Below are 26,592 nucleotides of genomic sequence, written 5' to 3'. Positions count from 1 at the left end.
AACCGGAGAACTCCATGCTCAAGCGCACCCTGGCGCTCGCCGCCGGCATCGCCCTGTCTTTTTCCGCTGTAGTCGCCAACGCCGCCGATGTGCTGCGGGTCAGTGCTATTCCCGATGAAGCCCCGACCGAACTGCTGCGCAAGTTCAAGCCGCTGGGTGCCTATCTGGAAAAAGAACTGGGCATGAAGGTCGAGTTCGTGCCCGTCGCCGACTATCCCGCTGTCGTGGAAGCCTTGGCGACCGATCGCCTCGACATGGCCTGGCTCGGAGGCTTTACCTTCGTTCAAGTGAATCTGCGTACCAATGGCACGGCGATCCCACTCGTTCAACGTGAGCAGGACGCGCAGTTCACCAGCAAATTCATCACCGCCGATGCGAACGTGAAATCGCTGCAGGACCTGAAAGGCAAGACGTTTGCCTTCGGCTCCGTATCCTCTACTTCCGGCAGCCTGATGCCGCGTTATTTCATGTTGCAGGACGGTATCAAGCCGGAAGATTTCTTCAGCCGTGTCGCGTATTCCGGTGCGCATGATGCGACCGCTGCCTGGGTTCAGGCGGGCAAGGTCGATGCCGGTGTACTCAATGCCAGCGTGTGGCAGAAGCTCGTGGACAGCGGCAAAGTCGATACTGGCAAGGTCAAGGTGTTCTCTACCACGCCGACCTATTTCGACTACAACTGGACGGTACGCGGCTCGCTGGACAAGCAGGTCGCCGAGAAGATCAAGCAGGCATTCCTCAAGCTCGATCCAGCCAAGCCGGACGACAGGGCCATCCTGGACCTTCAGGCCGCCAGTCGTTTCATCGAAACGAAGCCTGAAAACTACAAGGGCATCGAAGAAGCCGCGCGTGCAGCCGACCTGCTGAAATGATCCTCGGCCTGCATCGCGCAAGCCTGCGCCATGGCAAGGCGGTGCAGGCGCTTCGAAATGTCGATCTAGAGATCGAAGCCGGTGAGCGCGTTGCGCTGATCGGCCCCTCGGGAGCAGGTAAGTCGAGCCTGCTCAATGTCCTCTCTACAGCGATAAAGCCAACCGAAGGCGAGCTTCGGGTGTTGGGCGAACAACCCTGGAACATGGGTAATCGATCTCGTCAAAGACTACGCTCACGCATTGGACTCGTTCACCAGGCGCCACCTATCCCGGGGCGGCAGCGCGTTGTCACGGCAGTGTCAGCGGGCCGGCTAGCGGAGTGGGGGTTGGCACGCGGCCTGTTGAATCTGCTCCATCCGCTCGATGCCGAGGGTGCACGCAAAGCGCTGGCCGAACTGGACCTCGCCGATAAGTTGTTCGCCCAGTGCGGTCAGCTTTCGGGTGGGCAATTGCAGCGTGTGGGTATCGCCCGCGTGTTGTATCAGTCCCCGGAGCTGTTGCTGGCTGATGAGCCTGTTTCCGCGATGGACCCGGTGCTGGCCGATCACACGCTCGGCGTTCTGTGCCGGAATGCGCGCGAGCGCAATGTAACGCTCGTGGCCAGCCTGCATAACGTCGAGCTGGCGCTGGCGCATTTTCCTCGGGTGATCGGTTTGCGTGACGGGCAGGTAATGTTCGATTGCGCAGCTGCAGACGTGGCTCCCGAGCGACTGCGTGCGCTTTACGCCAACGAACATCTGGTTCCTGCTCCCGCAGCAGAGGCAGACGCTATGGCTGTGCAAATTCCGCGATGCTAAGCCGCGACACCCGAGACCCCGCACTACTGCCGAGGCTGATGCTGACGGCGCTTGCGCTCATCCTGCTATGGCCGGGAATACGGCTCGCCGAGCTGGACGTTTCCGTGCTTTGGCATGGCGACAGCGCACGCGACATGGGCAATTTCCTGGCCGGCTTCTGGCCATTGGCAAGCGACGCCGAATTTCTCGCATTGCTGTTCGACGCCACCTTGCAGACGCTGGCGATCGCCACCGCCGGGATGGCCATTGCACTGCTGATCGCCATTCCGGCGGGCCTGTTCGCCAGCCGCGCGCTATCCCTTTCAGCCGCGAGCCGTGGGGGACGCCCGCTTTGGTGGGCGCAGGCGCTGCGCTGGCCAGTGCGTGGTTTGCTGATCTTCCTGCGCAGCGTGCCTGAGATCGTCTGGGCGCTGCTGTTCGTTCGAGCTGTCGGTCTTGGGCCGACCGCGGGTGTACTGGCGATCGGCATCACCTACGCCGGAATGCTGGGCAAGGTCTACGCGGAAATCTTCGAGTCGGTCGACCAGCGCCCAGCGCATGCCTTGATGCAGGCCGGGAGCGGGCGATTGGCCGCGTTCTGCTACGGCATTCTGCCTACGGCAGCGGCTGAGCTGATGTCGTACACGGTGTATCGCTGGGAATGCGCCGTGCGTGCATCCGTGGTCATGGGCTTCGTTGGCGCGGGTGGCCTCGGGCAGCAGATCGATCTCTCGCTGCGGATGTTCGCCGGCGGTGAGGTGGCCAGCATGCTGCTGACCTTCCTGCTGCTCGTCATGTTGGCGGATGCATTGAGCCGTCTATTGCGAGGGCGACTGGCATGAAGCGAGTGACCAACTGGCTCATCCTGCTGGTGATTCTGGTCGCCGTGTTCGCATCGTTCGGTTACCTCGGTGTTGATTTGTTGCGCGTATTCGGCGGCGACAACCTGAGCCAGATGTCGGCTTATGCCGAACGATTCCTACGACCGGATCTCGGTACCGGTCACCTGCGGGCCATCGGCTACGGTGCGCTGGAAACGTTGGCAATGTCGGCATTGGGAACGCTGCTCGCCGCAGTACTCGGGCTGTTTCTCGCGCTGCCCGCCGCCGGACGTTTTGGCTGGCCGCTGGCGGGTTTCGCACGCCTTGTCCTCAACGCATTGCGCGCTATTCCAGAGCTGGTATGGGCGGCGCTCATGGTGCTTGCTGCTGGCCTGGGTCCCAACGCCGGAACGCTCGCGCTCGCGCTGCATACCGCTGGTGTGCTCGGCCGACTGTTCGCTGAGGCGCTGGAAAACACGCCCGCGGCGCCGGCAGACGCCATTCGCCTGCAAGGCGGCGGGCAGATCGCCGCGTTCTGCTACGGCACGCTGCCCAACCTCTGGCCACAGCTACTCGCGTACATGCTCTATCGCTGGGAAAACAACATTCGCATGGCGACGATCCTCGGCTTCGTCGGCGCGGGTGGATTGGGGCAGATGCTTTACGTCAGTCTCAGTCTTTTCCAAGAGCCCCAGGCGAGCACCGTGATTCTGGCGATGCTGGTACTGGTCTTCCTAGTGGACGCTTTGAGCGTGTGGATGCGCCAGCGATGGGTTCGGGCCTGATAGCTCCATGTTGCCCTGATGTTGAGCATTCAGCTGAGTAAATAACCCTGTCATAACAACCCGCTTTACTTCGGCGCAGACATTGGCTCGCTGAATGTCGGTGATTGGCGATGGCGTATCGCTTCGGGCGCGAACGGCCTCCTGCTGGGAGGTCGAGGGACGAACTTCCAAGGCTCCATTGGCAGATCATCCATCTGATCGCGCGGCAAAATCCGCTTTTACCCTTTCGATCTGCATTCGGTAACGGCACAATTCGCCTCTTTTTTTGGCTGGCCCTGCCGGAGGTTCCCAAATGATCAAGACGCCGTACTACCTCATCGACAAGCAGAAGCTGCTGGCCAACATGGAAAAGATCGCCTACGTGCGCGAGAACTCCGGCGCCAAGGCGCTGCTGGCGCTCAAGTGCTTCGCCACCTGGTCGGTGTTCGACCTGATGCAGGAGTACATGGACGGCACTACCTCTTCGTCCCTCTACGAGCTCAAGCTCGGTCGGCAGAAGTTCGCCGGCGAGACTCATGCCTACAGCGTGGCCTGGGCCGATGACGAAGTCGAAGAGATGGTCGCCAACTGCGACAAGATCATCTTCAACTCCATCGGTCAGCTCGAGCGTTTCCGCACGGCGACCGAGGGCACCATTCGCGGTTTGCGGGTCAACCCGCAGGTGAGCAGCTCGGATTATCTGCTGGCAGACCCGGCGCGCCCCTTCAGCCGTCTGGGCGAGTGGGACCCGGAGAAGATCGAAGGCGTGATCGAGCAGATTTCCGGCTTCATGTTCCACAACAATTGTGAGAACGGCGATTTTGGCCTGTTCGACAAGATGCTGGCTCACATCGAGGAACGCTTCGGTCATTTGCTCCACAAAGTCGAATGGGTCAGCCTCGGTGGCGGTATCCACTTCACGGGCGAGGGCTATGCGCTCGACGAGTTCTGTGCACGCCTGAAAGGCTTCTCCGAGAAGTACGGTGTACAGGTCTATCTGGAGCCGGGTGAAGCGGCCATCACTGGCAGCGCGTCGCTGGAAGTGACCGTGCTCGACACGCTGTACAACGGCAAGAATCTTGCGGTCGTGGACAGCTCAATCGAGGCGCACATGCTCGATCTGCTGATCTACCGCCTGAACGCCAAGCTGACGCCGAGCGAGGGTGAGCACACCTACATGGTGTGCGGCAAATCCTGCCTGGCGGGGGATATCTTCGGTGAATACCAGTTCGATCGTCCGCTGGCGATCGGCGATCGTCTGTCGTTCGTTGACGCGGCTGGTTACACCATGGTCAAGAAAAACTGGTTCAACGGCCTGAAAATGCCGGCCATCGCGGTGAAACAACTCGACGGTAGTGTCGATGTGGTTCGCGAGTTCGGTTTCGACGATTACCTGTCGAGCCTTAGCTGACGTGTGAGGTGGATGACGCTTTTTTCATCCACCGTATTGGTCACGAAATAATGGATGGATCGGACCGCGCAGGTAAGTGCCGGCTACGCACGCCGATCCACTTAATGCATTAGCTGGTTTTAACAACGCAGTACCCTGGAGGTGAAACAATTGAAGAAGAACGTTCTTATCATTGGTGCAGGAGGTGTCGCCAAGGTGGTGGCCCACAAGTGCGCGCAGCACAACGACGAACTCGGTCGTATTGCCATCGCGTCACGGAACATCTCCAAATGCCAGGCCATCATCGACAGTGTGAACGCCAAGGGCAGCCTCAAGCAGCCCGCTGAAATCAAGGCTTTCGCGCTCAATGCACTAGATATCGAGGCGACCAAGACGCTGATCCGCGAGACCGAATCGCAGATCGTCATCAACGTCGGTTCAGCCTTCCTCAACATGTCGGTGCTGCGTGCCTGCATCGATACCGGCGCTGCCTATCTGGACACCGCCATTCATGAAGAACCGGGCAAGATCTGCGAAACCCCGCCCTGGTATGGCAACTACGAGTGGAAACACCTCGAGGAATGCCAGCAGAAGAACATTACAGCCATTCTCGGCGTCGGTTTCGACCCGGGTGTGGTGAACGCCTATGCGGCCCTGGCTCAACAACAGCATTTCGACACGATCGAGTCGATCGACATCCTCGACGTCAATGCTGGCAGTCATGGCAAGTATTTCGCGACCAACTTCGACCCGGAAATCAATTTCCGCGAGTTCACCGGTACGGTCTACAGCTGGCAGAACAGCCAGTGGACGACCAACACCATGTTCGAGGTCAAGCGTACGGATGATCTGCCTGTCGTGGGTTCCCAGAACCTCTACCTGACCGGCCACGACGAAGTGCACTCGATCTCCAAGAACCTGAACGTGCCGAACGTGCGCTTCTGGATGAGCTTCGGCGAGCACTACATCAACGTGTTCACCGTGCTGAAGAACCTCGGTTTGCTCTCGGAGCAACCGGTGAAAACCGCCGAAGGCCTGGAGGTCGTGCCATTGAAAGTGGTGAAGGCCGTGCTGCCTGATCCGTCCTCGCTGGCACCGGGTTACACCGGCAAGACGTGCATCGGCGATCTGGTCAAAGGCACCAAGGATGGCCAGCCGCGTGAGGTCTTCATCTACAACGTGGCCGACCACGAAGAAGCGTTCGCTGAGACGGACAGCCAGGGCATTTCCTACACCGCCGGCGTGCCTCCGGTTGCCGCTGCGCTGCTGGTAGCCCGTGGCGAGTGGGACGTGTCGCGTATGGTCAACGTGGAAGAGCTACCGGCCGAGCCGTTCCTCAAGGCGCTGGACGTGATGGGCCTGCCTACGCGGATCAAGGACGAGCAGGGCGATCGCCCGTGGGATGCGCTCGTCTGATCGACCCGTAGTAAAAAATGCGCCCAGATGGGCGCATTTTTTTATCCCATGTTTTCTTGCCGGCTGATCTGTTTGTGCCGGGCTGGTAATGGTTTTTGTAGGGGCGGGTTTACCCGCGAAGACTATTTTCGCCGTGAAGATCGCGCCGGCCCAGCCACCGCGTTCGCGGGTAAACCCGCCCCTACACATGATTGGCCCTGCATTACCGCATCCAACGGTTGCCGGCGACGCCCGTGGCCATCATCATGCGCCGCCTCTGGCTGAGGCCCGCAGAAACGTGGTCCGTCACGCGTCTTGTGCGTCATAGCCACGTCTTTCCCCAGAACTTGCCCGCTGTTCCCTCGGAGATTCCCCTAGCATCATGCGTTCACTGCCTCCTTTTCCCCTGCGTACAGGTCACTTTTTCGCAACCGGCTTGCTGGCCTTTGGCTCGTTTTCGGCTGCCTATGCCGATACCGCGCCCGGCGCTGTCCAGCTGGATAGCGTTCGGGTCTCCAGCCAGACGTTGACTGAACAGCAGGCAGCCGAGGCGCAGTTGAAGAGCGTGCCGGGTGGAACCAATCTGGTGGACATGGACCGCGTTGCCAGCGGGCGTGTCGCCGGTAATCAGGACGTTTTGGCTTATCAGCCGGGCGTTTATGCGCAATCGCCAGGTAACGAAGGACTGAAGGTGTCGGTGCGCGGCTCGGGTATCAATCGGGGCCCCGGCGCGCACGCATCGGGTCTGCACGTATTGCTCGACGGCTTGCCCCTGACAGGATCGGGCGGCACGCCCTATGAACTGCTCGAACCCCTGTGGCTCAGCCGCGCCGAGGTACTGCGTGGGGCCAACGGATTCGATCGCGGGGCCCTGACGCTCGGTGGCGCCGTGGACTACATTACCCGCACTGGCCGGGATGCCGACAAATTGCAGTTGCGCTACGAGGCCGGCAGCCATGGCTACCAGAAACGTAGCATCAGCTCCGGCCAGCAGATTGGTGACCTCGACTACTACATCAACCTCACCGACAGCCGTTACGACGGCTACCAGGATCATGCGTCCGGCAGCGGTAAAGGCGTTGCGGCTAACGTCGGTTACCGCATCAACGAAAATCTGGAAACGCGCTTCTACCTGCGCTACCGCGAAACCGAGCACGACACGCCCGGCCGGCTGACCAAGGCGCAGATCGAGCACAGCCCACGCGATGCCAGCGCTAACAGCTTGCGCATCGACGCTCGACGCGATCAGCCGGGGAGCACCTGGCTGGCGAACAAGACGACCTTGCAACTGGATGATGACTCTTCGCTGGAAGTGGGGCTGGCCTACCACCATTACCCCATGGACATTCGCGAAAGCGACTACCGCGTGCGAGTAGACTACAGCGACGTCAGCGGTTCGCTTGCCTACCGCCGGCATCACACGTTGTTCGGTCTCGATAGCAATTCCACGATCGGTTTCCGTACTACGACGAACCTGCCGAGTACCAAGTCGAGGGAGACGGCGCATATGCCGTTGACCGTGGGCGGCACGACCTACCCGTCGGGCACCCTGATGCGCGACTACATCCACCAGGGCTCGGACAACGTCATCCATGCCAGCAACGACCTGGAACTGGCACCAGACCTGTGGCTGACCACGGGGCTCGCGTTGATCTACACGCGACGTGAAAGTGAAGTGACCTGGCCGGCCAATGACGACAAGGTCAGCGAACACCAATGGGATTACGCGCCTCGCATCGGCCTGCGCTACCAGATCGACCCGGACCTGCAGGTGTACGGCAATATCAGCCGCTCGGTGGAACCACCACATCCCTGGTCGATGATCTGGGGTTCGCCATATCGTTTCCCTGCCAGCAACCAGCCCTATAGCAACCGGCAAAGCGCGGCGGTTTCTCTGGATAACCAGACGGCGACCACCTTCGAGATCGGCACGCGTGGGGATTCCGCCATCGGGCGTTGGGACCTGGCCTATTACTATTCGGCCGTTCGCCACGAGCTACTCAGCGTGGAAGTCGAGCCGAACGTCATTGCCGAATCCAACGCCAGCCCTACCGTGCATCAGGGAATCGAAGCAGGGATGGAAAGCTCGCTCTGGCAGGGCGGCGCGGCCGGTGCGCTGGCGTTGCGTCAGGCCTATACGTTCAGTGACTTCCACTACCGTGACGATGACACCTACGGCAGCAATCGCTTGCCAGGCCTGCCGCGTCACTACTATCAGGCCGAGTTGCGCTACGACCATCCGACGGGTTTCTACGCGGGGCTTAACACCCAGTACGCCTCGAAAGTGGCCGTCGATTACGCGAACTCCTATTACGCCGACGCCTACGCCATCTTCGGCGCGACGCTGGGCTATGCGGCGCCGAAAGGCGATTGGCAGACCTGGCTCGACCTGCGCAACCTCACGGACAAGCGCTACGCCGCCACGGTCACCCCGGGTTATAACGATAACGGCGGGGATGCGGCGCGTTCGACGCCGGGTGAAGGATTCGGTGCGTTCGTCGGCGTCGCGTATCACTTCAATTAGGTCATGCAAACTAACCTGATTGCACTCATCTGGTGTTCGCAAGATGAGCACAGGTTGAGCGCACTACCTAATTAGCGATCGGAAACACTTCGCTGTGCACTTCGGTCGAGCTACTGCTGTCGGAATAGCGTTGGCCCTTTGACTGGGCTTTACTCAGCGCGAGGACGAACACATGGCCGTTACATTGAAACAGCTGCAAGGCACGGACATCCCTGAAGAGCATCGCCGGCCAGGACAGAGCACCGTCTTCCAGGTGCTTGCCGAAAACGGCGAGACCTTCCATTTCAATTCGGAGACCGAAGCCGCGGCGAAGGTCGTCACGCTCAGCGAGCAAGAAAAGAGCGACAAGCCCTAGTTCTCGAGTTGATGCCTTTTCCCGAATGAACCGGCGCTTGTAGGGGAGCCGCGGGCGTCATTTGTACTCGTCACGGGGTACAGCCGTAGCGGTTCGAATAGAAAAATGAGGGAGTGGTGTAGCGGGCGTTACGAAAGGCGAATTGGGGCCAGTTGAAACGAAACGTCTGCTGTAAAGAAACACCTGCGCATTTGCGCGATAGTCCTTCAAGCTCGCAAGGGGCTGAGTGGTTGCCTTCAGGCAACCACTCGATGCAATTTATCCGCGGGCGCGAGCAGCGTCACGCAGGGCTTTGACCTGGTCATGGTTGCGTTGGACACCTTGCAGCTGACGTTCGACGACCATGCGTACTTCGGCTGGCAGATCTTTTTCCAGCGCTTCCTTATAGCTCTTGAGGGCGACGTCTTCGCCACGCTCGCATTCATTGAGGATCGCCTCGTCGCTCTTGCCGGTCACCGCGGATTTGATGTCGACCCACTTGCGGTGCAGAGCGCCCGAAACGCTGGCCTTCTGCTCTGGGTCACCGCCGAGGCGGGTGACGAGCTGTTGCAGTTCGGTGGCTGCCTGGCTGCAATCTTCCGCGCGCTTGAGCATGGTGGATTTCAGTTGCGGATCCTTGAGGTCGTCCGCGCACTCTTTGAATCCCTTGTAGCCGTCAAGGCAGGTTTCGATCAGGTCATTCAGTTCGGAGATCGTTGCTTTGTTGTCCATGAACAGTACCTCTAGGCAGTAAGAATTCAGTTCGTCACAGGTTAGTGATGACTCCTTAAAACTTGACTCGACAGGACTGCTGATCGTTCAAGCCGCATGGTGAGTGGTCGGAGGTGATAGGGCCGCCGATGGTTGTTCCGACGTGCGCTCAACCATTGGTGAAAACACTGCGGCAGACGCTCTGGTGGGCAATTCGATTGCGACCTTCCGCCTTCGCGGCATAGAGCGCCTTGTCCGCGGCCAGAAGCAGGTCCTTCGGATCTTGCAAGCGATGATTCGACGGAAGTACTGCGATGCCGATGCTCACGGTCAGCGTTCCATAGGGAGAGCCTTCGTTCGTGATCCGTAGGGCTTCGACGCCGCTGCGGACTCGCTCCGCCACGACGGGCGCGGATTCCGCGTTAGCCGTAGGCAGGATAAGTGCGAATTCCTCACCGCCATATCGTGCGGCGGTGTCCACATCATTACGGATGGATTGCCGGAGCACATCGGCGACACGTTTCAAGGCTTCGTCGCCTTCGGGGTGGCCATAGCCGTCGTTGAACCGCTTGAAGTAATCGACATCGATCAGCAGCAGCGCCATGGGTCGGTCGCGTGAGCGTAGGGAACGGAACGCCGTATCGAGCGTTTCGTCGAACTTGCGGCGGTTCGCCAACCGCGTCAACGCATCTTCACTGGCAATCACCTCCAGGGTCAGATTGGCCTGGGCCAGCTCGCTGTGCATGGCCTGCAGCCGAGTTTCCATCCGTTCCTGGCGAGTCAGCGCGCGCCAGATGAGCGCCGTCATTCCTGTGAAAATCACCAACGTGATTGCCGAAAGCAACCAGGCTTGCATGGCGCGACTGCGCCAAACCGTCAACGCGTCATGCTCGGAGATGGCGGCGGCCACGGCGATGGGATAACGCGTACTCGCATCGAAGCCATATATCCGGGTCATGCCATCGATGACGCTTTTCGCGGTGAGCGTGCCACGGGGGACCCCGTGCTCGTTCATCATTTGAAGTACAGGGCTTTTGGATATGTTGATGCCGATGCTTTCCGCGGGCATTCGGGATCGCGCGAGGATGTAACCGTCCCGCTTGAACAGGCTGATCGAGCCCTCCGGGCCTAGGTCAAACTCTTGGTAGAAATCAATGAAGCGCTGCACGTTTAGGGATGCGAGGGCCACGCCGCGGAAGTTACCTTCAGGGTCGTTCAGCCGCAGCGATAAAGGAATCACCCAGTTTCCCGTGAGCCGACTGCGGATCGGCGACCCAATGTATAGGCTCGGATTGCGAGTGATGCGGTGATAGGCGAAGAACTCGCGGTCGGCGGCAGTGAAGGGTGCGGCAGCGGTCTCGACGGTCGTCATGAGCGCCGCGCCGTCGGCGTCTGCCACCGCGAAGCTTTCCAGCTCACGTAGCACACCGAGTTGAACTCGCGACAGCTCACGGATTTCGGCGAAATTAGCCTCCGTGTATCCAGACAGGGCCAGTTTGGCCTGGATGCTGAGCAGAACGGTATGCGCGTCCCGGATGGTGGATTCCGCCTGCAAGGTCAAGGCTGTGGAGAGGTTCTTCACTTCCTCGACATGCTGTTCCACGGCCACGCGTTTGTCCCACGTCACTTGTACGTAGGTAAGCAAAATGACCGCGAGACTGATGAAGCCGGCCATGATCACTACCAAGCGTCTTGCATGACCGATTTTTGATTGTGGGGTCTGCACAGGTATCGCCTGACTGAAGAGCATTTCTTTTTGAGCCGCCACCATCGCGTTGGTGCCTGGCGGAAGGCAAACGGCGGGCAGTCGGGTGCTCGGCCCGTCAGTGGCGCCAACTGACCCCGATCAGCCGTGGTTAGCTGTCTTGGCGTTGCAGTCCGAGGTTGCGTCGCTAGTACTGGCGAGCGTGCAATCGAGCGCTGTATTGACCGATGCGCTTTCAGAAGAGGTTTCAGGAAACGGCAGCGGGGCGTGATGTGCGGTTTGTTGCCCGGAACGAGGACGGTTAAGCCGAACGCCATTGCGCGCGATGTAGTACAGGAACAAAGGGATGCCGACGACATAGCGGCCAAATAAGCGACGAGGCTCGAGCAGTAAACGAAATAGCCATTCCAAGCCCATTCGGCGCATGAGCAAGGGCGCGCGTGGAAATCGGCCAGAGGCAAAGTCCAGCATGGCGCCGCCGCAGATCAGCAAACAGGGGACATCCAAAGTCTGTTTCAAGAACGAGGCAAGTTCTTCCTGCCGCGGCATGCCCAACGCGAGCACGATGACGGCAAGCGTACCGGGCTGGTAATGCGCCTTGAAAAAGTCCAGGTAAACCTCGTTCTCCTGATGCCCCTCGATTGCGTGGAATGGCCGCCCGGCAAACAAGCTTTTCGACCCTTCGGTGACCCACGGCTCACGGGTGCCCATGGCGAACAGTTGGCAATCGCGTGCTGAGTGATCAACCAGGTAGGCGATGAGTTCGGGAATCAGGTCCGTCCCGTTGAGATTCGCCTTGGGGTCTTTGCCACTGGCTTTGCAAGCAATCTTCACTCCGATGCCATCCCGAAGAACGTACCGCATTTGGGTGAAGTGATGACGCATCGACGCACTCGTTTGCGCGATGTTGTAACCATGCTGATTGAGGAATCCGAGGATGGTAGGCGTTCCAAGCCCGCATAGCTCGTCGAACAGTGGAATTAAATCGTCCTTGCTCATCAAGCACAGCCGGTCGATCAATGGATCACCAGCCCTAATGAATGCACTCGCCACATGTCACCCTTGAATGCTACTAAAGCACGGCCTCGATTCGTTCTGCCGAACGATTCGCCTTGCCGATGTACCGAGCTAGAGCCCTTGGCAGATGCCTGCGCGGGTTCGGCTAAGACGAGCAAAGCGCTCGGGTAGTTCTAAAAAAATCTGGATGGATTGCCGTCATGGCGCCTGTGGGTCTTTCATCACTGCGGCGGGAAAGTGGCTAGCTCCCCTTTAACTCATAGAAGAGCGACGTCGGGTTTGCGCACAATTCGGCTGAATGGCACGTGAGTGATCGGTACGTGTCATAACCCTATGCTTCAATATCGCTTAAAAGACAGCCCGGCACTCTCGATGAATTTGATCGTTATTGTGGAAGACGAACCTGCCATTCAACAGATGCTCATGGATCTGGCCGAATGGTGGGGATGCAGGACCGAGGTATTCGGAACCGCAGACGAGGCGGCCCGTTACCTGCGCGGTGGCGTAGAACAGCCGTCGCTCGTCATCACGGACCATGCGATGCCAGGGATATTGAGTGGCTTCGACTTAGTCGTAGAAGCGCATGAAAGATGGCCCTCCCTTCCGATCATCATGATCAGCGCGTATGCGTACGAAGTGACGTTGCCCGAGGTAAGACACATCGTTTTGCTCGACAAGCCCTGGACCATCGCTTCGCTCTCGGAACTGGCCGAATCCTTGATGCGCAACGGGGAGGCAGAAAGACAGCGTATGGATCAGGGTTCCAGCGGCTGAAGGCACCCAGGAGCGCGCGCACCCGAATGCAAATCGTGGTGCGCAGCGCCAGGCACTTTTCGTTGCATGGGCTATCGTCATGGGGAAAGCCCATCGGAGAGTCTTTCATGCTTGACCGGCGAACACTGCTTCACGCCGGCGCCGCAGCCACTTTGCTGGCGGGTGTCCCCGGTACGCTACGCGCCCAATCAATGCCCAGTACCGGGCGCTTGATCTTCGGGCTTGCCGCCGGCTCGGTTGGAAGCCGTTTCGCATCGGCGGTGCTGCGAATGATGGCAGACGACTACGATATGCGTTACGACTTGCAGATCATCGACACGGGCGAAGGGCTGGACGCCGCGCGCGTCGTTAAGGTCTCCCCGGCAGACGGTGCAACGCTTTTGCAGGCCCAGGCGGGCAGCATGACCGTCTTCCCGAGCATCTACGAGCGATTGCCCTACGACCCGCTCAACGATTTCGTACCCATTGCCATCCTGGGTGAGTATGCCTACGCGCTGGTGTTGGGGCCTGCCGTGCCCGTGTCGATCAATACAGTCGACGGCTACTTGAAATGGGTAACGGATAATCCCGACTTTCGTGACCTTGGGTTCTCGATTTATGGCTCGGAAGGGCATCTCGCGGCTCTGAGTTTCGCCCGCGCGAAGGAGGTCGCATTACGCCCACAGTCCTATCGCACACCGTTGTCCATGTTCGGTGATCTGCGTAGCGGGGCGCTCGCTGCTTGCGTGGCGATTTGCGGTAACGTGCCGACGTTGGGCGTCGAAGGGGTCCGCGCCGTGGCCGTAAGCGGTGCTCGCCGTCAGGCCGTGTGGCCCGAGGTGCCAACCTTCAAGGAAGCGGGCGTCGGCGATATCGTGATCAATGGTTGGTATGGATGGTTTGGCCCGTCCGGTATATCGAACAGCTTGGCCCGCAGCCTGAACGGGAATATTCGAAAGCTACAGGCGACGTCCAAGTACGCTGACCTTCAAGGGCGCCTTCTTCTCGACAACGTGATGCTCGATCCGGCGCAGATCACCGAACGTATGCGTAGCGAAATCGGCCTGTACAAGGGCATGGTGCAAAGCTTCGGGCTCAGTCGCATCAGCGGGTAGCCAGCGTTCCGGTTCGGTGGCATAGCGTCGCACCTTCCGCCAAGCTGAACACAATGCCGGTCAGGATCGGTAGAATCCCGCGCCTGTTTTTAGCTGGAGAAGTAACGTTGGTCATTCATTTCTCGCCGTCCTCCAACGAAGTCGCTTGTGGGCGAGGTGGCGACAGCATCAAAGCGACCCATGAACCAGCGCAGGTCACGTGCAAGCTTTGCCTCCGTTCGCTGGACAAAGAAGTCACACCAGCCGCCAACCTCGCGCGTCGTACGCCGAACCTGGCAGAGCTACGCGCCGCGGCGCGTGCTGCGAAAGCAGCTCCCGTGAGTGCTAATCCGGTGAAGGCGGATCCGGTAACGATCGACGCGGTGAAGGGGAATCCGGTGAAGCGTGATCCGGTGAAGATCCATCCGGCGAAAGCCAATCCGCCAACGGCTGAAGTGACCAAATCGGCCGTTTCGGTGCGTGCGGCCTGGCAAAAGCGCTTGGAAGATCTACCGGGTCGAAGCCGTCTGCCGCGCGGTATGGCTCGCCAGGCGTACGTGTGAGAAAGGATGGCCAAGATCGGGCATGCCCATCTTGGCCATCTGCGTACGGACCAAGGCGGTGCTGCGCGCAGGTATCGCCTTGGAGCGCTTTAGCTTTCCTGTCGAATCACCGCAGCATTGCGCTCGATGTTGCTCAGCAGGTCTTCCACACCCGCTTTCAAATAGCCCAGCGTGGTCTCGTCCACCAGGCGACCCTCTTTCACCTTCTCGTGAACCGACGCGATCACCGTCTGTGGGCGCAACACGAGTTGCGCGGCAATGGCGGTCAGCGTTTCGTTGAGTTGCGCCTGCGCGCGAACGCCGCCGGTAAAGGCCGGTGATGAACTGAACGTCAGCACCGGCTTGCCGGTTAGCGTCGCTTTTCCATAGGGGCGAGATGCCCAGTCGAGGGCGTTTTTCAGTACGCCCGACATGCCGTAGTTGTATTCCGGTGTAGCGATGATGACGCCGTCCGCGTCGGCAATTGCCTGACGCAGCGCGGCGACGCCTGCCGGTACCGGGTCGACGTCGATATCGCCGTCGTACAGCGGCACCTTATTGAGTGGGAGCACCACGAGCTCAGCTCGATCACGGATGGCATCCGCCAGGGAGGAGAGGATCGCGGTGTTGTTTGAGCCTTTGCGCAGGCTGCCTGAAATGCCGAGCAGACGGGGTTTGGGAGCCGACATGAAGAGTCCTCGCGGGTGGGAATTTGGAGTTGCACTGTACCTTAGTCAGGTTTATTCAAACGCACTCGCATTTGCCTGGCGCGTTTTTTTGAACCTTGGGTGATTTTTGCAGGAAAACGTTGCGCGCATTTGTTGCTTTCGGCGGGTTGCGTAAATCCGAATCGATCTAATAGGCCAAGCCCGCGTGGAGTAGATTAACGAGGCCTATCGACTGCGGAGACGCTGCGATGTCCACATCTAAATACAACATCGGACTCTTGCTCTACCCGAACCTGACGCAACTCGATCTGACGGGGCCGGCCGAAGTATTCGGCAGATTGCCCGGCGCCGAGGTGCACTTTCTTTGGAAAAATTTGGAGCCCGTTACCGCTGACCGCGGTATGCGCATCCTGCCAACGACACGCTTCGAAGAATGCCCGCGGCTGGATGTGTTGTGTGTCCCAGGCGGGCCTGGCCAAGTCGCGTTGATGAGTGACCGCCATACGTTGGAGTTTCTGCGCGCCGCGGCCCAAGGATGTCAGCTGGTCACATCGGTTTGTACCGGCTCTCTGGTACTTGGGGCGGCTGGCCTTCTCAAGGGCTACCACGCGACGTGCCATTGGTCATCGATTGATCAGCTAACTCTGTTAGGTGCCCACCCAGTTCACGAGCGGGTCGTGCGTGACCGGGATCGCTTGACCGGTGCCGGGGTGACATCAGGAATCGACTTTGCGCTCTCCGTCGTGGCTGCGCTGGAGGGGCAAGAGATCGCGAAGGAGATCGAACTGCAGTTGGAGTATGACCCGCAACCGCCCTATGGCGTGGGGTCGCCGCGGCTGGCGCCGCCTGAACTGCTATCGCGGGTGAAAGAGAAGATAGCGCCTTTCATCGACCATCGGCGGTCGGCCACCGAGCAGGCAGCGGATCGGCTACGCCTGTAGCGGGATAGCTCCGGTCATGGGAGGGTTTCGTCAGGGTGCTCTGGCGCTTCCAGGTGTGTCCATTCGATCTGTGCCAAATGGGGTCGACTGCAAGATAACGGCTATCTTCGACCCTCTCCGGCGTGTACGCGCTCGCCGTGCGGCGTATTAGTTGCTCGGGCGCTGCTTGGTTGCGTCGAGCTCGGTTTTCTTGCCGGTGGTGATTTCGGTGATTTGCGCAGATTTGGCGATGGCGCGATCAAATGCATCGGTCATGGCGGCGATCGCTGCGACCGATGTGCCGTCTAGGCCACCTTGAGCTGCCCACTCAAAATTCCAGACGCCTGACAGGCCATCCGCACCGGCGACGTCGTGGGTTTCGATAGCCGTAAAGACATCTTCGTGACGCACGAGGTAAGCCGCGGCACTCGACACTTCAGCCGGGACATCGCCCTTCGCATTCGTTGCGAGCTGCTTCATTTCATCGGTGTTCACCGCGGATTTCCCCTTTTGCTTCAGGTAGTCCGCCAGCGCTTTACTGGATTTCGCGATATTGAGCTTTTCATCGAAAGCAGCGGTAGATGAGCTCTGTTGTGACGCCATGACGTTGGTAGGCGGGGCGACGGTAGACATCGGGTCGTTCCTTGGCTGGATTAGGGAATGCCATCATTGCGCGACCCGATGACATCCACATGAAGTTATCGCGACATCACTGACCTTGATGACGCTTTCAATCGTGTTGGAGCGGCTAGGGTTCTGACGGTGCCGCTGTTTCCAGCGGCACCGTCAGTAGCGTTGTTTACATTCTGTAGTGATCTAGCAGGGCTTCTACAGGGTGTCGCAGCCGCAAATCTTTGAGGCGAGCTGCTTGGCTGCGGCAAGAATAACCGGTGGCAAGTGGCTCCGCTTCGCCTTGCTTGCCAAGCGCTGGCTCCCAGGATTGCGCGAAAATTGTCTTCGATGTTTCTAGGTTACGGGCTTCGTGACCGTAGGTGCCGGACATACCACAGCAGCCGGTTGCTTGATTCACCAACTCTAGCCCTGCTTGGCTGAACACCTTGTTCCAAAGTGCAGCCGCTGCCGTGGCATTGGTTTTTTCCGTGCAATGGGCAAGCAGGCGGTAGGTCCCAGAGGATGCGGACTTCGCGGGTGTGGTCGGCAGCGCCTCGGCGAGCCACTCTTGGGGCAGGAGCACTTTCGGACAGCTTAGGCCGTCGATCTTCGTGTACTCCTGGCGGTAGACCAGCGTCATCGCTGGGTCGAGACCCACGAGGGGAACATCGAAGCGAGCTAGCTCTTGCAGCTTTCGTGCGCTTCGTTTCGCGGTACGTTCGAACGCAGTGAGAAAGCCTTGGACGTGTAACGGCTTGCCGTTGGGCGAGTAGGGCGCCAATAGCACGCGGTAGCCCAGACGGCTGGCCAGTTCGATGAAGGCCGCGAAAACAGGCGTTTCGAAATAGCGGGTAAAGGCGTCCTGCACCAGGATCAGGCTTTTCGCGCGCAGGGTTTCGTCCAGTTCGCTCAACAATTTAGGTGTGGCGACCACCACGCCCCAGCGGCGGCAGGTCGCCTGAAAATCGAAATCGCTGAGGAGTGGGCTGTCTACCATGCCGACACGCTCGGCCAGCTGATTGCCCACGAAGCGCGACGCCATGGGCGCGTTGTACAGCCACGGTACCCGTGCGAACAGCGGTAGGGTGAACTCCAGGGAGCCGATCAGATAGTCACGCAGTGGGCGTAGATAGCGGCGGTGATAGAGCTCGAGAAAGCGAGAACGAAAGTCCGGCACGTTGACTTTGATCGGGCACTGTCCAGCGCAGGATTTACACGCCAGGCAGCCGGCCATCGCGTCATAGACTTCATGGGAAAAATCGTCGTCGCGGTTTCGGCTGTTGCGCCAGCGTTCGGGCAGCGAGCGCAGGAAGTGCAGCGGTCCATTCGCGACCGGGGCCAGTACGTCGACCCCGGCTTGGCCCTGCAGCCGCAGCCATTCTCGCAGCAGCGACGCGCGACCCTTGGGCGAATGCACGCGCTCGCGGGTTGCCTTCCAGGAGGGGCACATGGCGTCATTCGGGTCGAAGTTGTAGCAGGCGCCGTTCCCGTTGCAGTGCACCGCGGTGCCGTAGCTTTGCCAGACGCGCTCGTCGATTTGGCGATCGAGCTCCCCGCGCGTGGTGACTTCATCGATCTTCAGCAGCGATGCGTCGCTCGACAGGGGCGTGGCGATCTTGCCGGGATTGAGCTGATTGTGCGGGTCGCAGGCACCCTTGAGCGCCTGAAGCGCGGGATAAAGATCCCCGAAGAATGCCGGCGCGTATTCCGAGCGCACCCCTTTGCCATGTTCGCCCCACAACAGGCCGCCATAACGCTGGGTGAGCTCGGCGACGGCATCGGAGATGGGGCGAACCAGCGCGGCATGCGCCGGATTCTTCATGTCCAGCGCGGGACGTACGTGCAATACGCCAGCGTCGACATGTCCGAACATGCCATAGGCCAAACCATGGCCGTCAAGCAACGCACGAAACTCCGCGATGAAATCCGCCAGATGCTCGGGAGGTACGGCGGTGTCTTCCACGAACGGTTGCGGGCGCACCTCGCCTTCGACGTTGCCAAGCAGGCCGACAGCGCGTTTACGCATAGCGTACACGCCGGTCACAGCGGCGCGACCCACCGCCAGTGTGTGCCCCAGACGTGTTACGCCTGTGTCGTGGCGCAGATGCTCGACGAAGGCTGCGACCCGTGCGTCGACATCGTCCGGCTCGTCACCGCTGAATTCCACCAGATTGATGCCCAGGGTCGGTGTCTGCGAGTCTTCCGGAAAATACTCGGCAACGCCATGCCAGACGATGTCCTGCATGGCCAACAGCAAGACCTTGGAATCCACCGTTTCGATCGACAGCGGCTTGTGCTGGATCAAGGCACGGGCGTCCCGCAGGGCATCCATGAAACCTGCATAACGCACGTTGACCAGGACCGAATATTTGGGAATCGGCAGCACATTGAGCTTGGCTTCGACGATGAAACCCAGTGAACCTTCGGCGCCGCACAATACGCTGTTGAGGTTGAAGCGGCCGTCGGCTTCACGCAGGTGTGCCAGGTCATAGCCGGTCAGGCAGCGATTGAGCTTCGGAAAGCGTGCTTCGATCAGTGCGGCCTTTTCACGTTGAATGCTTTCCGCGCAGCGATAGACATCTCCAACGCGATCAAGACGGGTGAGCTCTCGCGCCAGTAGGGTCTTGTCCAAGGGCGTGCTGTTGAAGCGTTCGCCACCGAGCAGAACGCAATCCAGCTCCAATACATGGTCACGGGTCTTGCCGTAGGTGCAACTGCCCTGGCCACTGGCGTCGGTATTGATCATGCCGCCGATGGTGGCGCGGTTGGAGGTCGATAGTTCCGGGGCGAAGAACAGGCCGTGAGGTTTGAGCGCGGCGTTGAGCTGGTCCTTGACCACGCCGCTCTGTACGCGCACCCAACGTTCTTCGGTGTTGATCTCGAGAATGGCGTTCATGTGCCGCGACAGGTCGACAACCACGCCGTCAGTCAATGACTGGCCATTGGTTCCGGTACCGCCACCACGCGGGGTCAGCTTCACGCTGTGGTGTGCAGGTTCGGCGGCGACGCGTGCCAGTATTTGCACGTCGTCTGCATCGAGGGGGAATACGGCCGCTTGTGGCAGCCGTTGGTAGATGGAGTTGTCGGTGGCCAGAACGGTACGCCGCGCATGGTCTGCTGCGATGTCGCCGCGAAAACCAGCGGCATGCAAGGCATCGAGAAAGGCAAGGTAAGGCGCTGCAGGCGCCGCTGGCGTGGGGATACGGGCAATCATCATGGGCGTCCGGTCAGTTAGGTTGGCCCGTTAATCCTTCGCTGTGCGAATGTGTTCGTTCGGGCTCTATGGCTATGGATGACATTTTCCGGCGCACCGCGCCGTGCTACAACGGTATTTTTGGCGGCTGACCGATGAGGTTTATGAATGAATTACCGTCGCCTAACCCCCTCGATGTCGTTGTTGCTCGCGTTCGAAGCGGCGGCGCGCCATGAAAGCTACACTCGCGCCGCGGAAGAGTTGTCGCTGACTCAAAGCGCGGTTAGCCGACAGGTCCAAGCACTCGAGGCGCAGCTCGGAATTACATTATTTCGGCGGGAAGGACGCGCCATCGTCCTCACCGATGTCGGACGCCTCTATCGACGCGAACTGACTGGTGCTCTCGCGCAGATTCGCAACGCGACGTTGCAGGCGGTTGCCTACGGTTCGGGCGTCGGTACCCTTCGGTTGGCGCTACTCCCGACCTTCGGGTCAAAGTGGTTGCTACCGAGGTTGCATCATTTCTATGAGGCCAATCCTGGGGTACAGGTGCACATTCATTCGCGTATCCAGGCGGTGGATTTCGACGAAGGGGATATAGATGCAGCGATCAGCGTGGGAAGCGGCGATTGGCCAGGTCTGGTTGCGCATCGATTGCTCGATGAGTCCATGGTGGTTGTCGCCAGCCCTTCGGTCTTCGCGCCGAGTGCGCCGTTAACCATCGAGGCGCTCGCCGAGCAAACGTTGCTGCAGGTCGCCAGCCATCCACCGTTATGGATCGAATGGTTCAGTCGCCACGGGCTTGATCCAACGCGTATGCGAGGCGGTCCGAGCTTTGAGCTAACGTCGCACCTGATTCAGGCGGTGCGCGCAGGGATTGGAGTCGGGCTCGTACCGCAGCTTTTGGTCGAGGACGAATTACGACAAGGCCAGTTGGTGACGGTGGGTAAGTCGGTTACGAGTCCGCGCGCCTACTACCTTGTCTATCCACCGCGCAGCAGCGTACTGCCGTCGCTCGACGCGTTCCGGCAATGGCTGCTGGCGGATATCGGTGAATTGGATGAATGAAGGAATTGCCGAATGCCCGCTACGGGTCAGCCCAGAACGAAGGGCAGCAGTAGCGCGGTTGTCAGCCCTAATAGAATCATGCCAAGTGCGGCGAACGCTCCGGTTTCCTGGCTTTCGTTGAGGGCGTGAGCGGTGCCGATGGCGTGGGCGTTCATACCAAGGGTCAGACCGCGAGCCGCTGGGTCCTCCACCTTGAGCAGGCGCAGTAGGGGGGGCGCCAATGCGGTGCCAATCACGCCGGTGAACATCACGATGACCGCAGCCATGGCCGCCAGCCCACCGAATTTCTCAGCAAGTGGCATGGCGATCGGCATCGTTACGGATTTGGGCGCCAGGCTCATGAGTAAATGGCCAGGTAAGCCAAACAACCAACCGAACAGGAGCGTTAGGCCAACACCGAGAACGCCGCCTGCCAACACCGTCAGTAACAGGGGCGTCAGCAACTGACGTACGCGTGCAATGTTTTGACAGAGCGGTATTGCGAGGGCGACGGTCGTCGGCCCCAGCAGAATCGAGAGCATACTGCTGGCGCTACGATAGTCGTCATAGCGGATGTCCAGGACGTACAGCGCCCCTGCCAGCAGGCATACCGTGACCAACACCGGTTGCAGCACGAGCGAGCGCGTCCGTCTTTGCACGACCAGGGCAATTTGAAACGCAGCCAGGGTCATCCATAGGGCGAAGAGGGGCTGCGTCAGAAAAGAATGCGTCATTTAGATTTGCGCCTCTGAATAAGCCTCTGCAGCAACCAGCCGCAAAACGGTACCGTGATCAGTAATGACAGCGTGATTGCTGCGATCAGACCCAGCCACTGCGGTGGCGGCAATTTGTCGGCGCTAACGATGCCTAGTGCGGGTACCGCCAATATCAGCGGCAAGTACTGCAGCAGCGTGGCAGAGGTGCGAGACAGGTAGTCCGGAATGCGTCCGAGCAGGCTAAGGACAGCCACCAGCAGAAGGATGCCGATGACGGCGCCGGGGATCTCGGGTAACCACCACAGACTGATGACTGCACCCATGAGGTAACTGCCGATGAGAATCAGAAGTCCAGGCACGGTCATGGTTGCACCCGTCGGACGTCGTTAAGCAGAGGCGATGGAGGGCGAATCGGTAGCATGACCTGAATGTCCGAGCGATGGGCGGATTCAGTATGGTTGCAGCGCTTCGCTGGATAAAGCCCTTGCACGATCAGATCGTAGACGTGCCACGGACGGTAGCGGGCTGGTTGGGGTGCAGGTCGGGCGTGTTCCTTCAGATGGAGTTGCTGTTGCGAGCAAACCGGGCGTGCCCGGCTTGCCCCTGCAACAGCGCTAAGAGGCTATTTCCAATGGCGTTTAGCCGTTGCTTGGAAACGCGAACTGCGCCGCTTCGTGCGTGGCGCGTTGCGGCCACCGCTGTGTAATGGTTTTGCGCCGGGTGTAGAACCTTACGCCGTCTGGACCGTACGCATGTAGGTCGCCGAACAGCGAGCGCTTCCACCCGCCAAAGCTGTGGTAGGCCACCGGAACAGGAAGGGGAACGTTGACGCCAACCATGCCGACTTCGATCTCGTCACAGAACAACCTTCCCGCCTCGCCGTCACGAGTGAAGATGCAGGTGCCGTTACCGTATTCGTGCGCATTGATGAGCGCCATGGCAGCTTCCAGGCTGTCGACGCGTACGATGCACAGCACTGGGCCGAAGATCTCTTCCTTATAGATGCGCATGTCCGCTGAAACGTTGTCGAACAGGCAACCGCCAAGGAAGAAGCCGTTTTCATGGTCAGCCACTTTCAGGCTGCGCCCGTCTACAACCAAAGTCGCACCGGCTGCGACACCGTCTTCCACGTAGCCCGTGACTTTCTCCAATGCGGCTTTCGTGACCAACGGCCCCATGTCCAGACCTTTGCAACTGCCGGGACCGACCTTGAGCGCCTGGATTTCCGGCACGATCTTCTCGACCAGCGCATCTGCGATTTGGTCGCCCACGCATACGGCAACCGAGATGGCCATGCAACGCTCGCCGCAAGAGCCGTAGGCGGCCCCCATCAGCGCGCTGACGGCATTGTCCAAATCCGCGTCAGGCATGAGTACAGCGTGATTCTTCGCGCCGCCCAACGCTTGTACGCGTTTGCCCCGCTTGGTGCCTTCGCTATAGATGTATTCGGCGATAGGTGTCGAACCCACGAAGCTCAAAGCTTTTACGTCCGGCGCCTCGATCAGGCCATCCACCGCTTCCTTGTCGCCGTGGATGACGTTCAGGACGCCTTTGGGCAGTCCGGCTTCGTAGAGAAGTTCGGCGATCAACAAGGTCGAGCTGGGGTCGCGTTCGGAGGGCTTCAAGATGAAGCAATTGCCACAGGCGATGGCCAGCGGATACATCCACAACGGCACCATTGCCGGGAAATTGAACGGTGTGATGCCGGCGACGACGCCGACGGGCTGGAAGTCGCTCCAGCTGTCTATATTAGGGCCAGCGTTACGGCTGTATTCGCCCTTCAGCAATTCGGGTGCGGCGGTGGCGTATTCGACGTTTTCGATCCCGCGGCGTAATTCACCAACCGCATCTTCATGGGTTTTGCCGTGTTCGGCGGAAATCAATTTTGCGATGGTGTCCTGGTTCTGTTCGAGCAATTGCTTGAAGCGAAAGAACACTTGCGCACGTTTGGCCGGTGGTGTGTTGCGCCAGGCAGGAAAGGCGGCTTTGGCGGAGTCTATGGCCTGCTGCAGGAGGGCTCTGTCGGCGAGGCCCACCTGAGCGGTGACCTCTCCAGTCGCAGGATTGAATACGTCTGCCATGCGGCCCGAAGTGGACACGCGCTCGCCGTTGATCAAGTGAGGAATGGTGGACATCGAAGCCTCTTTTATCTGAGAGCAGGTGCGCTCTACCTACCAATTGATGACTGAATCTGTGGATGGGTCAGGCGATGCTTTGCAGGGTTTGTCCAACGGCATCGAAGACGCGGTCGAGGTCTTCTGGTTTGGCATTGAACGTTGGCCCGAACTGCAAGGTGTCGCCGCCGAAGCGGACATAGAAACCGGCCTTCCAGAGTGCTATTCCCGCTTCGTACGGGCGCACGACAGCATCCCCGTCGCGCGGCGCGATTTGAATGGCGCCGGCGAGTCCGCAATTGCGAATATCCAGAACATGCTTGGCATTGCGCAGGCCGTGAATGGCGTTTTCGAAGCGAGGCGCTAATTCGGCGGCTTGTTGGATCAAGCTTTCTCTTGCGAGTAGGTCGAGCGTCGCCAAGCCGGCTGCGCAGGCTACCGGGTGCGCGGAGTAGGTGTAGCCATGACCAAACTCGGCCACGTAATCCGGCGTAGGCTGATTCATGAACGTGCGATAGATCTCGTTCGAGGCAATGACAGCCCCCATAGGAATCGCACCATTGGTGATTTGCTTGGCGACGTTCATTAGGTCAGGTGTTACGCCGAAGTACTCGGCGCCGCTGGCTTTGCCCGTGCGCCCGAAGCCGGTGATGACCTCGTCGAAAATAAGCAGGATGTCATGCTGCGTGCAGATTTCCCGGAGGCGTTGCAGGTAGCCCTTCGGCGGAACGATGACGCCTGCCGAGCCCGACATGGGCTCGACGATCACCGCTGCAATATTAGAGGCGTCATGCAGCTCGATGAGTTTCAGCAATTCGTTCGCCAGTTCCACGCCACCAACTTCTGCCATGCCACGCGTGAACGCCATGCCGGGTTGGAGCGTGTGGGGCAGGTGATCGACGTCCATGAATTGGCCGAACATCTTGCGGTTGGCGCCAATGCCGCCAAGCGACGTTCCAGCGACGTTCACCCCATGATAGCCCCGGGCGCGTCCGATCAATTTCGTTTTAGATGGTTGGCCCTTTAGCCGCCAGTAGGCGCGAGCGATCTTGATGGACGTATCGGCGCACTCCGAGCCTGAATCTGTGAAGAACACATGATCCAGCCCTGTCGGCATCATCGCTGCCGCTTTCTCTGCCAATTGGAAGGAAAGTGGGTGTGCGTATTGGAAGGCGGGAGAGTAATCGAGCGTGCTCAGCTGCTTGCCAACTGCTTCTTGAATTTCCTTGCGGGCGTGGCCGGCGCCACACGTCCAGAGGCCTGAAAGGCTGTCGTATATCTTGCGGCCCTGGTCGTCGAACAGCCAGCTACCTTCGGCACCCACGATAATGCGTGGGTCTTTGTGGAACGCTCGGTTTGCGGTGTAAGGCATCCAGTGCGCGTCCAATTTGAGGGTGCTGGACAACGGTGGAGTGGCCATCTGCGGCATGTTCATGCGGACCTCGGCATTAGAATTTCATACGGTGGAGTACGATTCGCAGGGACAGTGCCACGTACCGGGCAGGTGTCAAATGAGCTTTTTTGGGTATTCGTTCCGGGCTCGACTAAACATTCATGCAATAGATTCCGTGCGTAACGAAGTGCCGCGATGGAGCTCAGGACAATTTTGCGCAGCACGCAGCCTTTATAGCTGTCCGGCATGCGGTCGATGCCAGTGACTTTTGAGGCAGTCATTGGAACCATCCCAACGTATCCGGTATCCCTGCTAACGGAAGCTAATTCGAACGGAGTGCGTGACGCAGGTGGGCGAAGTCGCAGTAGCGCAGAAAGAGATCGCATCTGACGCTTGTCGTCCTATGGACGTGCCTCCGCACGGCGAGCGGGCGTCAAACATCGCGCAACTATCTTATGCCGTCGCAGAGACCAGATCCTTCTGGTGAGGAAGCCTCACGCTAAATGATCGTTACCTGGCGGGAAGATAGAAAAGGAAGAATCGCCTTATGAAGCGGCGGTTCGAGAGTTAGCAGGGGAAGCGGGTTTACATGCACAGCATGCGCGGTATGTAACGTCATTAGAGTGGTATCTATTTGAGGTGGATGCGCATAACGATCGGTCGCCCTGCGCAGCGAGTGAGATCGAAGCGTGTAAGTGGATGGCAGTCAAAAAGCTGAATAAACGGTGTGTCCGCCGATTCGCAATGAAGCTACTTGCAGGATGAGCCACAGCAACTAAGCTAAATTACTTGGAGGGACTTATCGCCAAGCGGAAGATTCGCGCGTCGAAACATTTCTTCGAATTTCCTATTGACGGCCTGATTTGAGGGCCTATAATGCGCACCACTTCCGGCGCAGCCTGAACCTGAAAAGCCTTGTAGATCAAGGGTTTAGATTTAAATTAAAGGTTGCACGGAAGGCGGATTCGAGTAGAATGCGCGGCGCTGGCAGGGTGGTGGTAGTGTCCTGTTGGTGGTTCGGTCGAAGCAGATCGAAAGCGGTTGAAAGAGGTGGTTGACAGCGTTTTAGGATGCTGTAAGATTCGCCTCCCGCTGACGAGCTAGGGTGGATCGGAAGCGGCAAGCGATTGAGTAGAAAAGAGATTTTCGAAAATAACGCTTGACAGGTTGAAAGGCTGCTGTAGAATGCGCGGCCTCGATTGAGACGAAAGGCTCATCGAAACGCTCTTTAACA

General features: G+C 59.3%; 23 protein-coding genes and 1 pseudogene. 14 read left to right on the top strand and 10 right to left on the bottom strand.

Annotated features, from left to right (window positions below):
• Positions 1-14: 14 nt before the first annotated feature.
• The 8 genes from IEY47_RS00120 (at position 15) to IEY47_RS00085 (ending at position 8,894) form a co-directional block, all read left to right on the top strand.
• Positions 15-869 (top strand): putative selenate ABC transporter substrate-binding protein, encoded by an 855-nt coding sequence (locus IEY47_RS00120; protein ID WP_188981122.1) that lies wholly within the window; start codon positions 15-17, stop codon positions 867-869.
• Entirely contained in the window at positions 866-1,666 is an 801-nt protein-coding gene (locus IEY47_RS00115) for a phosphonate ABC transporter ATP-binding protein (RefSeq protein ID WP_188981121.1), read from the top strand. Before IEY47_RS00120 ends, IEY47_RS00115 begins: the two co-directional genes overlap by 4 nt.
• Entirely contained in the window at positions 1,660-2,487 is an 828-nt protein-coding gene (locus IEY47_RS00110; RefSeq protein ID WP_188981120.1) for a PhnE/PtxC family ABC transporter permease, read from the top strand. The genes IEY47_RS00115 and IEY47_RS00110 overlap by 7 nt, the downstream gene beginning before the upstream one ends.
• Positions 2,484-3,251: a phosphonate ABC transporter, permease protein PhnE gene (phnE, locus tag IEY47_RS00105; protein ID WP_188981119.1), complete on the top strand. Its 768-nt coding sequence runs from the start codon at positions 2,484-2,486 to the stop codon at positions 3,249-3,251. The genes IEY47_RS00110 and phnE overlap by 4 nt, the downstream gene beginning before the upstream one ends.
• A gap of 292 nt (positions 3,252-3,543) precedes the next feature.
• Positions 3,544-4,641 (top strand): carboxynorspermidine decarboxylase, encoded by a 1,098-nt coding sequence (locus IEY47_RS00100; protein WP_188981118.1) that lies wholly within the window; start codon positions 3,544-3,546, stop codon positions 4,639-4,641.
• 150 nt (positions 4,642-4,791) lie between these two features.
• The gene (locus tag IEY47_RS00095; RefSeq protein WP_188981117.1) at positions 4,792-6,036 is read left to right on the top strand and encodes a saccharopine dehydrogenase family protein; all 1,245 of its coding nucleotides are present in this window, start codon (positions 4,792-4,794) and stop codon (positions 6,034-6,036) included.
• A gap of 361 nt (positions 6,037-6,397) precedes the next feature.
• The gene (locus IEY47_RS00090) at positions 6,398-8,539 is read left to right on the top strand and encodes a TonB-dependent receptor family protein (RefSeq protein WP_188981116.1); all 2,142 of its coding nucleotides are present in this window, start codon (positions 6,398-6,400) and stop codon (positions 8,537-8,539) included.
• 172 nt (positions 8,540-8,711) lie between these two features.
• Complete coding sequence (locus IEY47_RS00085) at positions 8,712-8,894, top strand: hypothetical protein (protein WP_188981115.1); 183 nt, start codon at positions 8,712-8,714, stop codon at positions 8,892-8,894.
• A 258-nt stretch (positions 8,895-9,152) separates the two neighbouring features.
• Here the strand turns inward: IEY47_RS00085 and IEY47_RS00080 are convergent, their stop codons facing one another.
• The 3 genes from IEY47_RS00080 to IEY47_RS00070 form a co-directional block, all read right to left on the bottom strand.
• On the bottom strand, positions 9,153-9,605 hold the full coding sequence (locus IEY47_RS00080) for a PA2169 family four-helix-bundle protein (protein ID WP_188981114.1): 453 nt from the start codon (positions 9,603-9,605) through the stop codon (positions 9,153-9,155).
• A 148-nt stretch (positions 9,606-9,753) separates the two neighbouring features.
• Positions 9,754-11,259, bottom strand: coding sequence for a sensor domain-containing diguanylate cyclase (locus IEY47_RS00075; protein WP_188981113.1), 1,506 nt, complete (start codon positions 11,257-11,259; stop codon positions 9,754-9,756).
• Between the two features lie 171 nt (positions 11,260-11,430).
• The gene (locus IEY47_RS00070) at positions 11,431-12,288 is read right to left on the bottom strand and encodes a WecB/TagA/CpsF family glycosyltransferase (RefSeq protein WP_188981112.1); all 858 of its coding nucleotides are present in this window, start codon (positions 12,286-12,288) and stop codon (positions 11,431-11,433) included.
• A 351-nt stretch (positions 12,289-12,639) separates the two neighbouring features.
• On the opposite strand from IEY47_RS00070, the gene IEY47_RS00065 reads away from it, so the two are divergent.
• The 3 genes from IEY47_RS00065 to IEY47_RS00055 all read left to right on the top strand — a co-directional run bounded on the left by IEY47_RS00065 (position 12,640) and on the right by IEY47_RS00055 (position 14,716).
• Entirely contained in the window at positions 12,640-13,080 is a 441-nt protein-coding gene (locus tag IEY47_RS00065; protein ID WP_188981111.1) for a response regulator, read from the top strand.
• Between the two features lie 107 nt (positions 13,081-13,187).
• Positions 13,188-14,174 carry a tripartite tricarboxylate transporter substrate-binding protein gene (locus tag IEY47_RS00060; RefSeq protein ID WP_188981110.1) on the top strand — a complete coding sequence of 329 codons (987 nt, stop codon included), beginning with the start codon at positions 13,188-13,190 and terminating at the stop codon, positions 14,172-14,174.
• A 107-nt stretch (positions 14,175-14,281) separates the two neighbouring features.
• Positions 14,282-14,716, top strand: coding sequence for a hypothetical protein (locus IEY47_RS00055; RefSeq protein WP_188981109.1), 435 nt, complete (start codon positions 14,282-14,284; stop codon positions 14,714-14,716).
• Positions 14,717-14,805: 89 nt separating this feature from the next.
• On the opposite strand, the gene IEY47_RS00050 is transcribed toward IEY47_RS00055, so the two are convergent.
• Positions 14,806-15,384, bottom strand: coding sequence for an NADPH-dependent FMN reductase (locus IEY47_RS00050; RefSeq protein ID WP_188981108.1), 579 nt, complete (start codon positions 15,382-15,384; stop codon positions 14,806-14,808).
• Between the two features lie 227 nt (positions 15,385-15,611).
• On the opposite strand from IEY47_RS00050, the gene IEY47_RS00045 reads away from it, so the two are divergent.
• On the top strand, positions 15,612-16,304 hold the full coding sequence (locus tag IEY47_RS00045; RefSeq protein ID WP_188981107.1) for a DJ-1/PfpI family protein: 693 nt from the start codon (positions 15,612-15,614) through the stop codon (positions 16,302-16,304).
• 147 nt (positions 16,305-16,451) lie between these two features.
• Here IEY47_RS00045 and IEY47_RS20660 read toward each other — a convergent pair whose 3' ends face one another.
• Positions 16,452-16,634: a hypothetical protein gene (locus tag IEY47_RS20660; protein ID WP_373293503.1), complete on the bottom strand. Its 183-nt coding sequence runs from the start codon at positions 16,632-16,634 to the stop codon at positions 16,452-16,454.
• Positions 16,635-17,082: 448 nt separating this feature from the next.
• Entirely contained in the window at positions 17,083-20,109 is a 3,027-nt protein-coding gene (ydiJ, locus tag IEY47_RS00035) for a D-2-hydroxyglutarate dehydrogenase YdiJ (protein ID WP_229779140.1), read from the bottom strand.
• A 147-nt stretch (positions 20,110-20,256) separates the two neighbouring features.
• Here ydiJ and IEY47_RS00030 point away from each other — a divergent pair, with 147 nt between their 5' ends.
• A complete protein-coding gene (locus IEY47_RS00030; RefSeq protein ID WP_188981105.1) occupies positions 20,257-21,156 on the top strand; it encodes a LysR substrate-binding domain-containing protein in 900 nt (299 codons plus the stop codon).
• Positions 21,157-21,182: 26 nt separating this feature from the next.
• On the opposite strand, the gene IEY47_RS00025 is transcribed toward IEY47_RS00030, so the two are convergent.
• The 4 genes from IEY47_RS00025 to aptA form a co-directional block, all read right to left on the bottom strand.
• Positions 21,183-21,869, bottom strand: a complete 687-nt coding sequence (locus IEY47_RS00025) for an LrgB family protein (protein WP_188981104.1) — start codon at positions 21,867-21,869, stop codon at positions 21,183-21,185.
• Complete coding sequence (locus IEY47_RS00020; RefSeq protein ID WP_188981103.1) at positions 21,866-22,216, bottom strand: CidA/LrgA family protein; 351 nt, start codon at positions 22,214-22,216, stop codon at positions 21,866-21,868. Before IEY47_RS00020 ends, IEY47_RS00025 begins: the two co-directional genes overlap by 4 nt.
• A 273-nt stretch (positions 22,217-22,489) precedes the next feature.
• On the bottom strand, positions 22,490-23,986 hold the full coding sequence (locus IEY47_RS00015; RefSeq protein WP_188981102.1) for a CoA-acylating methylmalonate-semialdehyde dehydrogenase: 1,497 nt from the start codon (positions 23,984-23,986) through the stop codon (positions 22,490-22,492).
• Positions 23,987-24,053: 67 nt separating this feature from the next.
• A complete protein-coding gene (gene aptA / locus IEY47_RS00010; protein WP_188981101.1) occupies positions 24,054-25,400 on the bottom strand; it encodes an omega-aminotransferase AptA in 1,347 nt (448 codons plus the stop codon).
• Positions 25,401-25,880: 480 nt separating this feature from the next.
• Here aptA and IEY47_RS20655 point away from each other — a divergent pair.
• Positions 25,881-26,123, top strand: a pseudogene (locus IEY47_RS20655) (NUDIX domain-containing protein); the annotation flags it as partial.
• Between the last annotated feature and the right edge of the window lie 469 nt (positions 26,124-26,592).

Source organism: Pseudomonas matsuisoli, from assembly GCF_014647635.1.
Taxonomy (GTDB): Bacteria; Pseudomonadota; Gammaproteobacteria; order Pseudomonadales; family Pseudomonadaceae; genus Pseudomonas_P; species Pseudomonas_P matsuisoli.
This window is presented reverse-complemented; position numbering and strand designations above follow the sequence as displayed.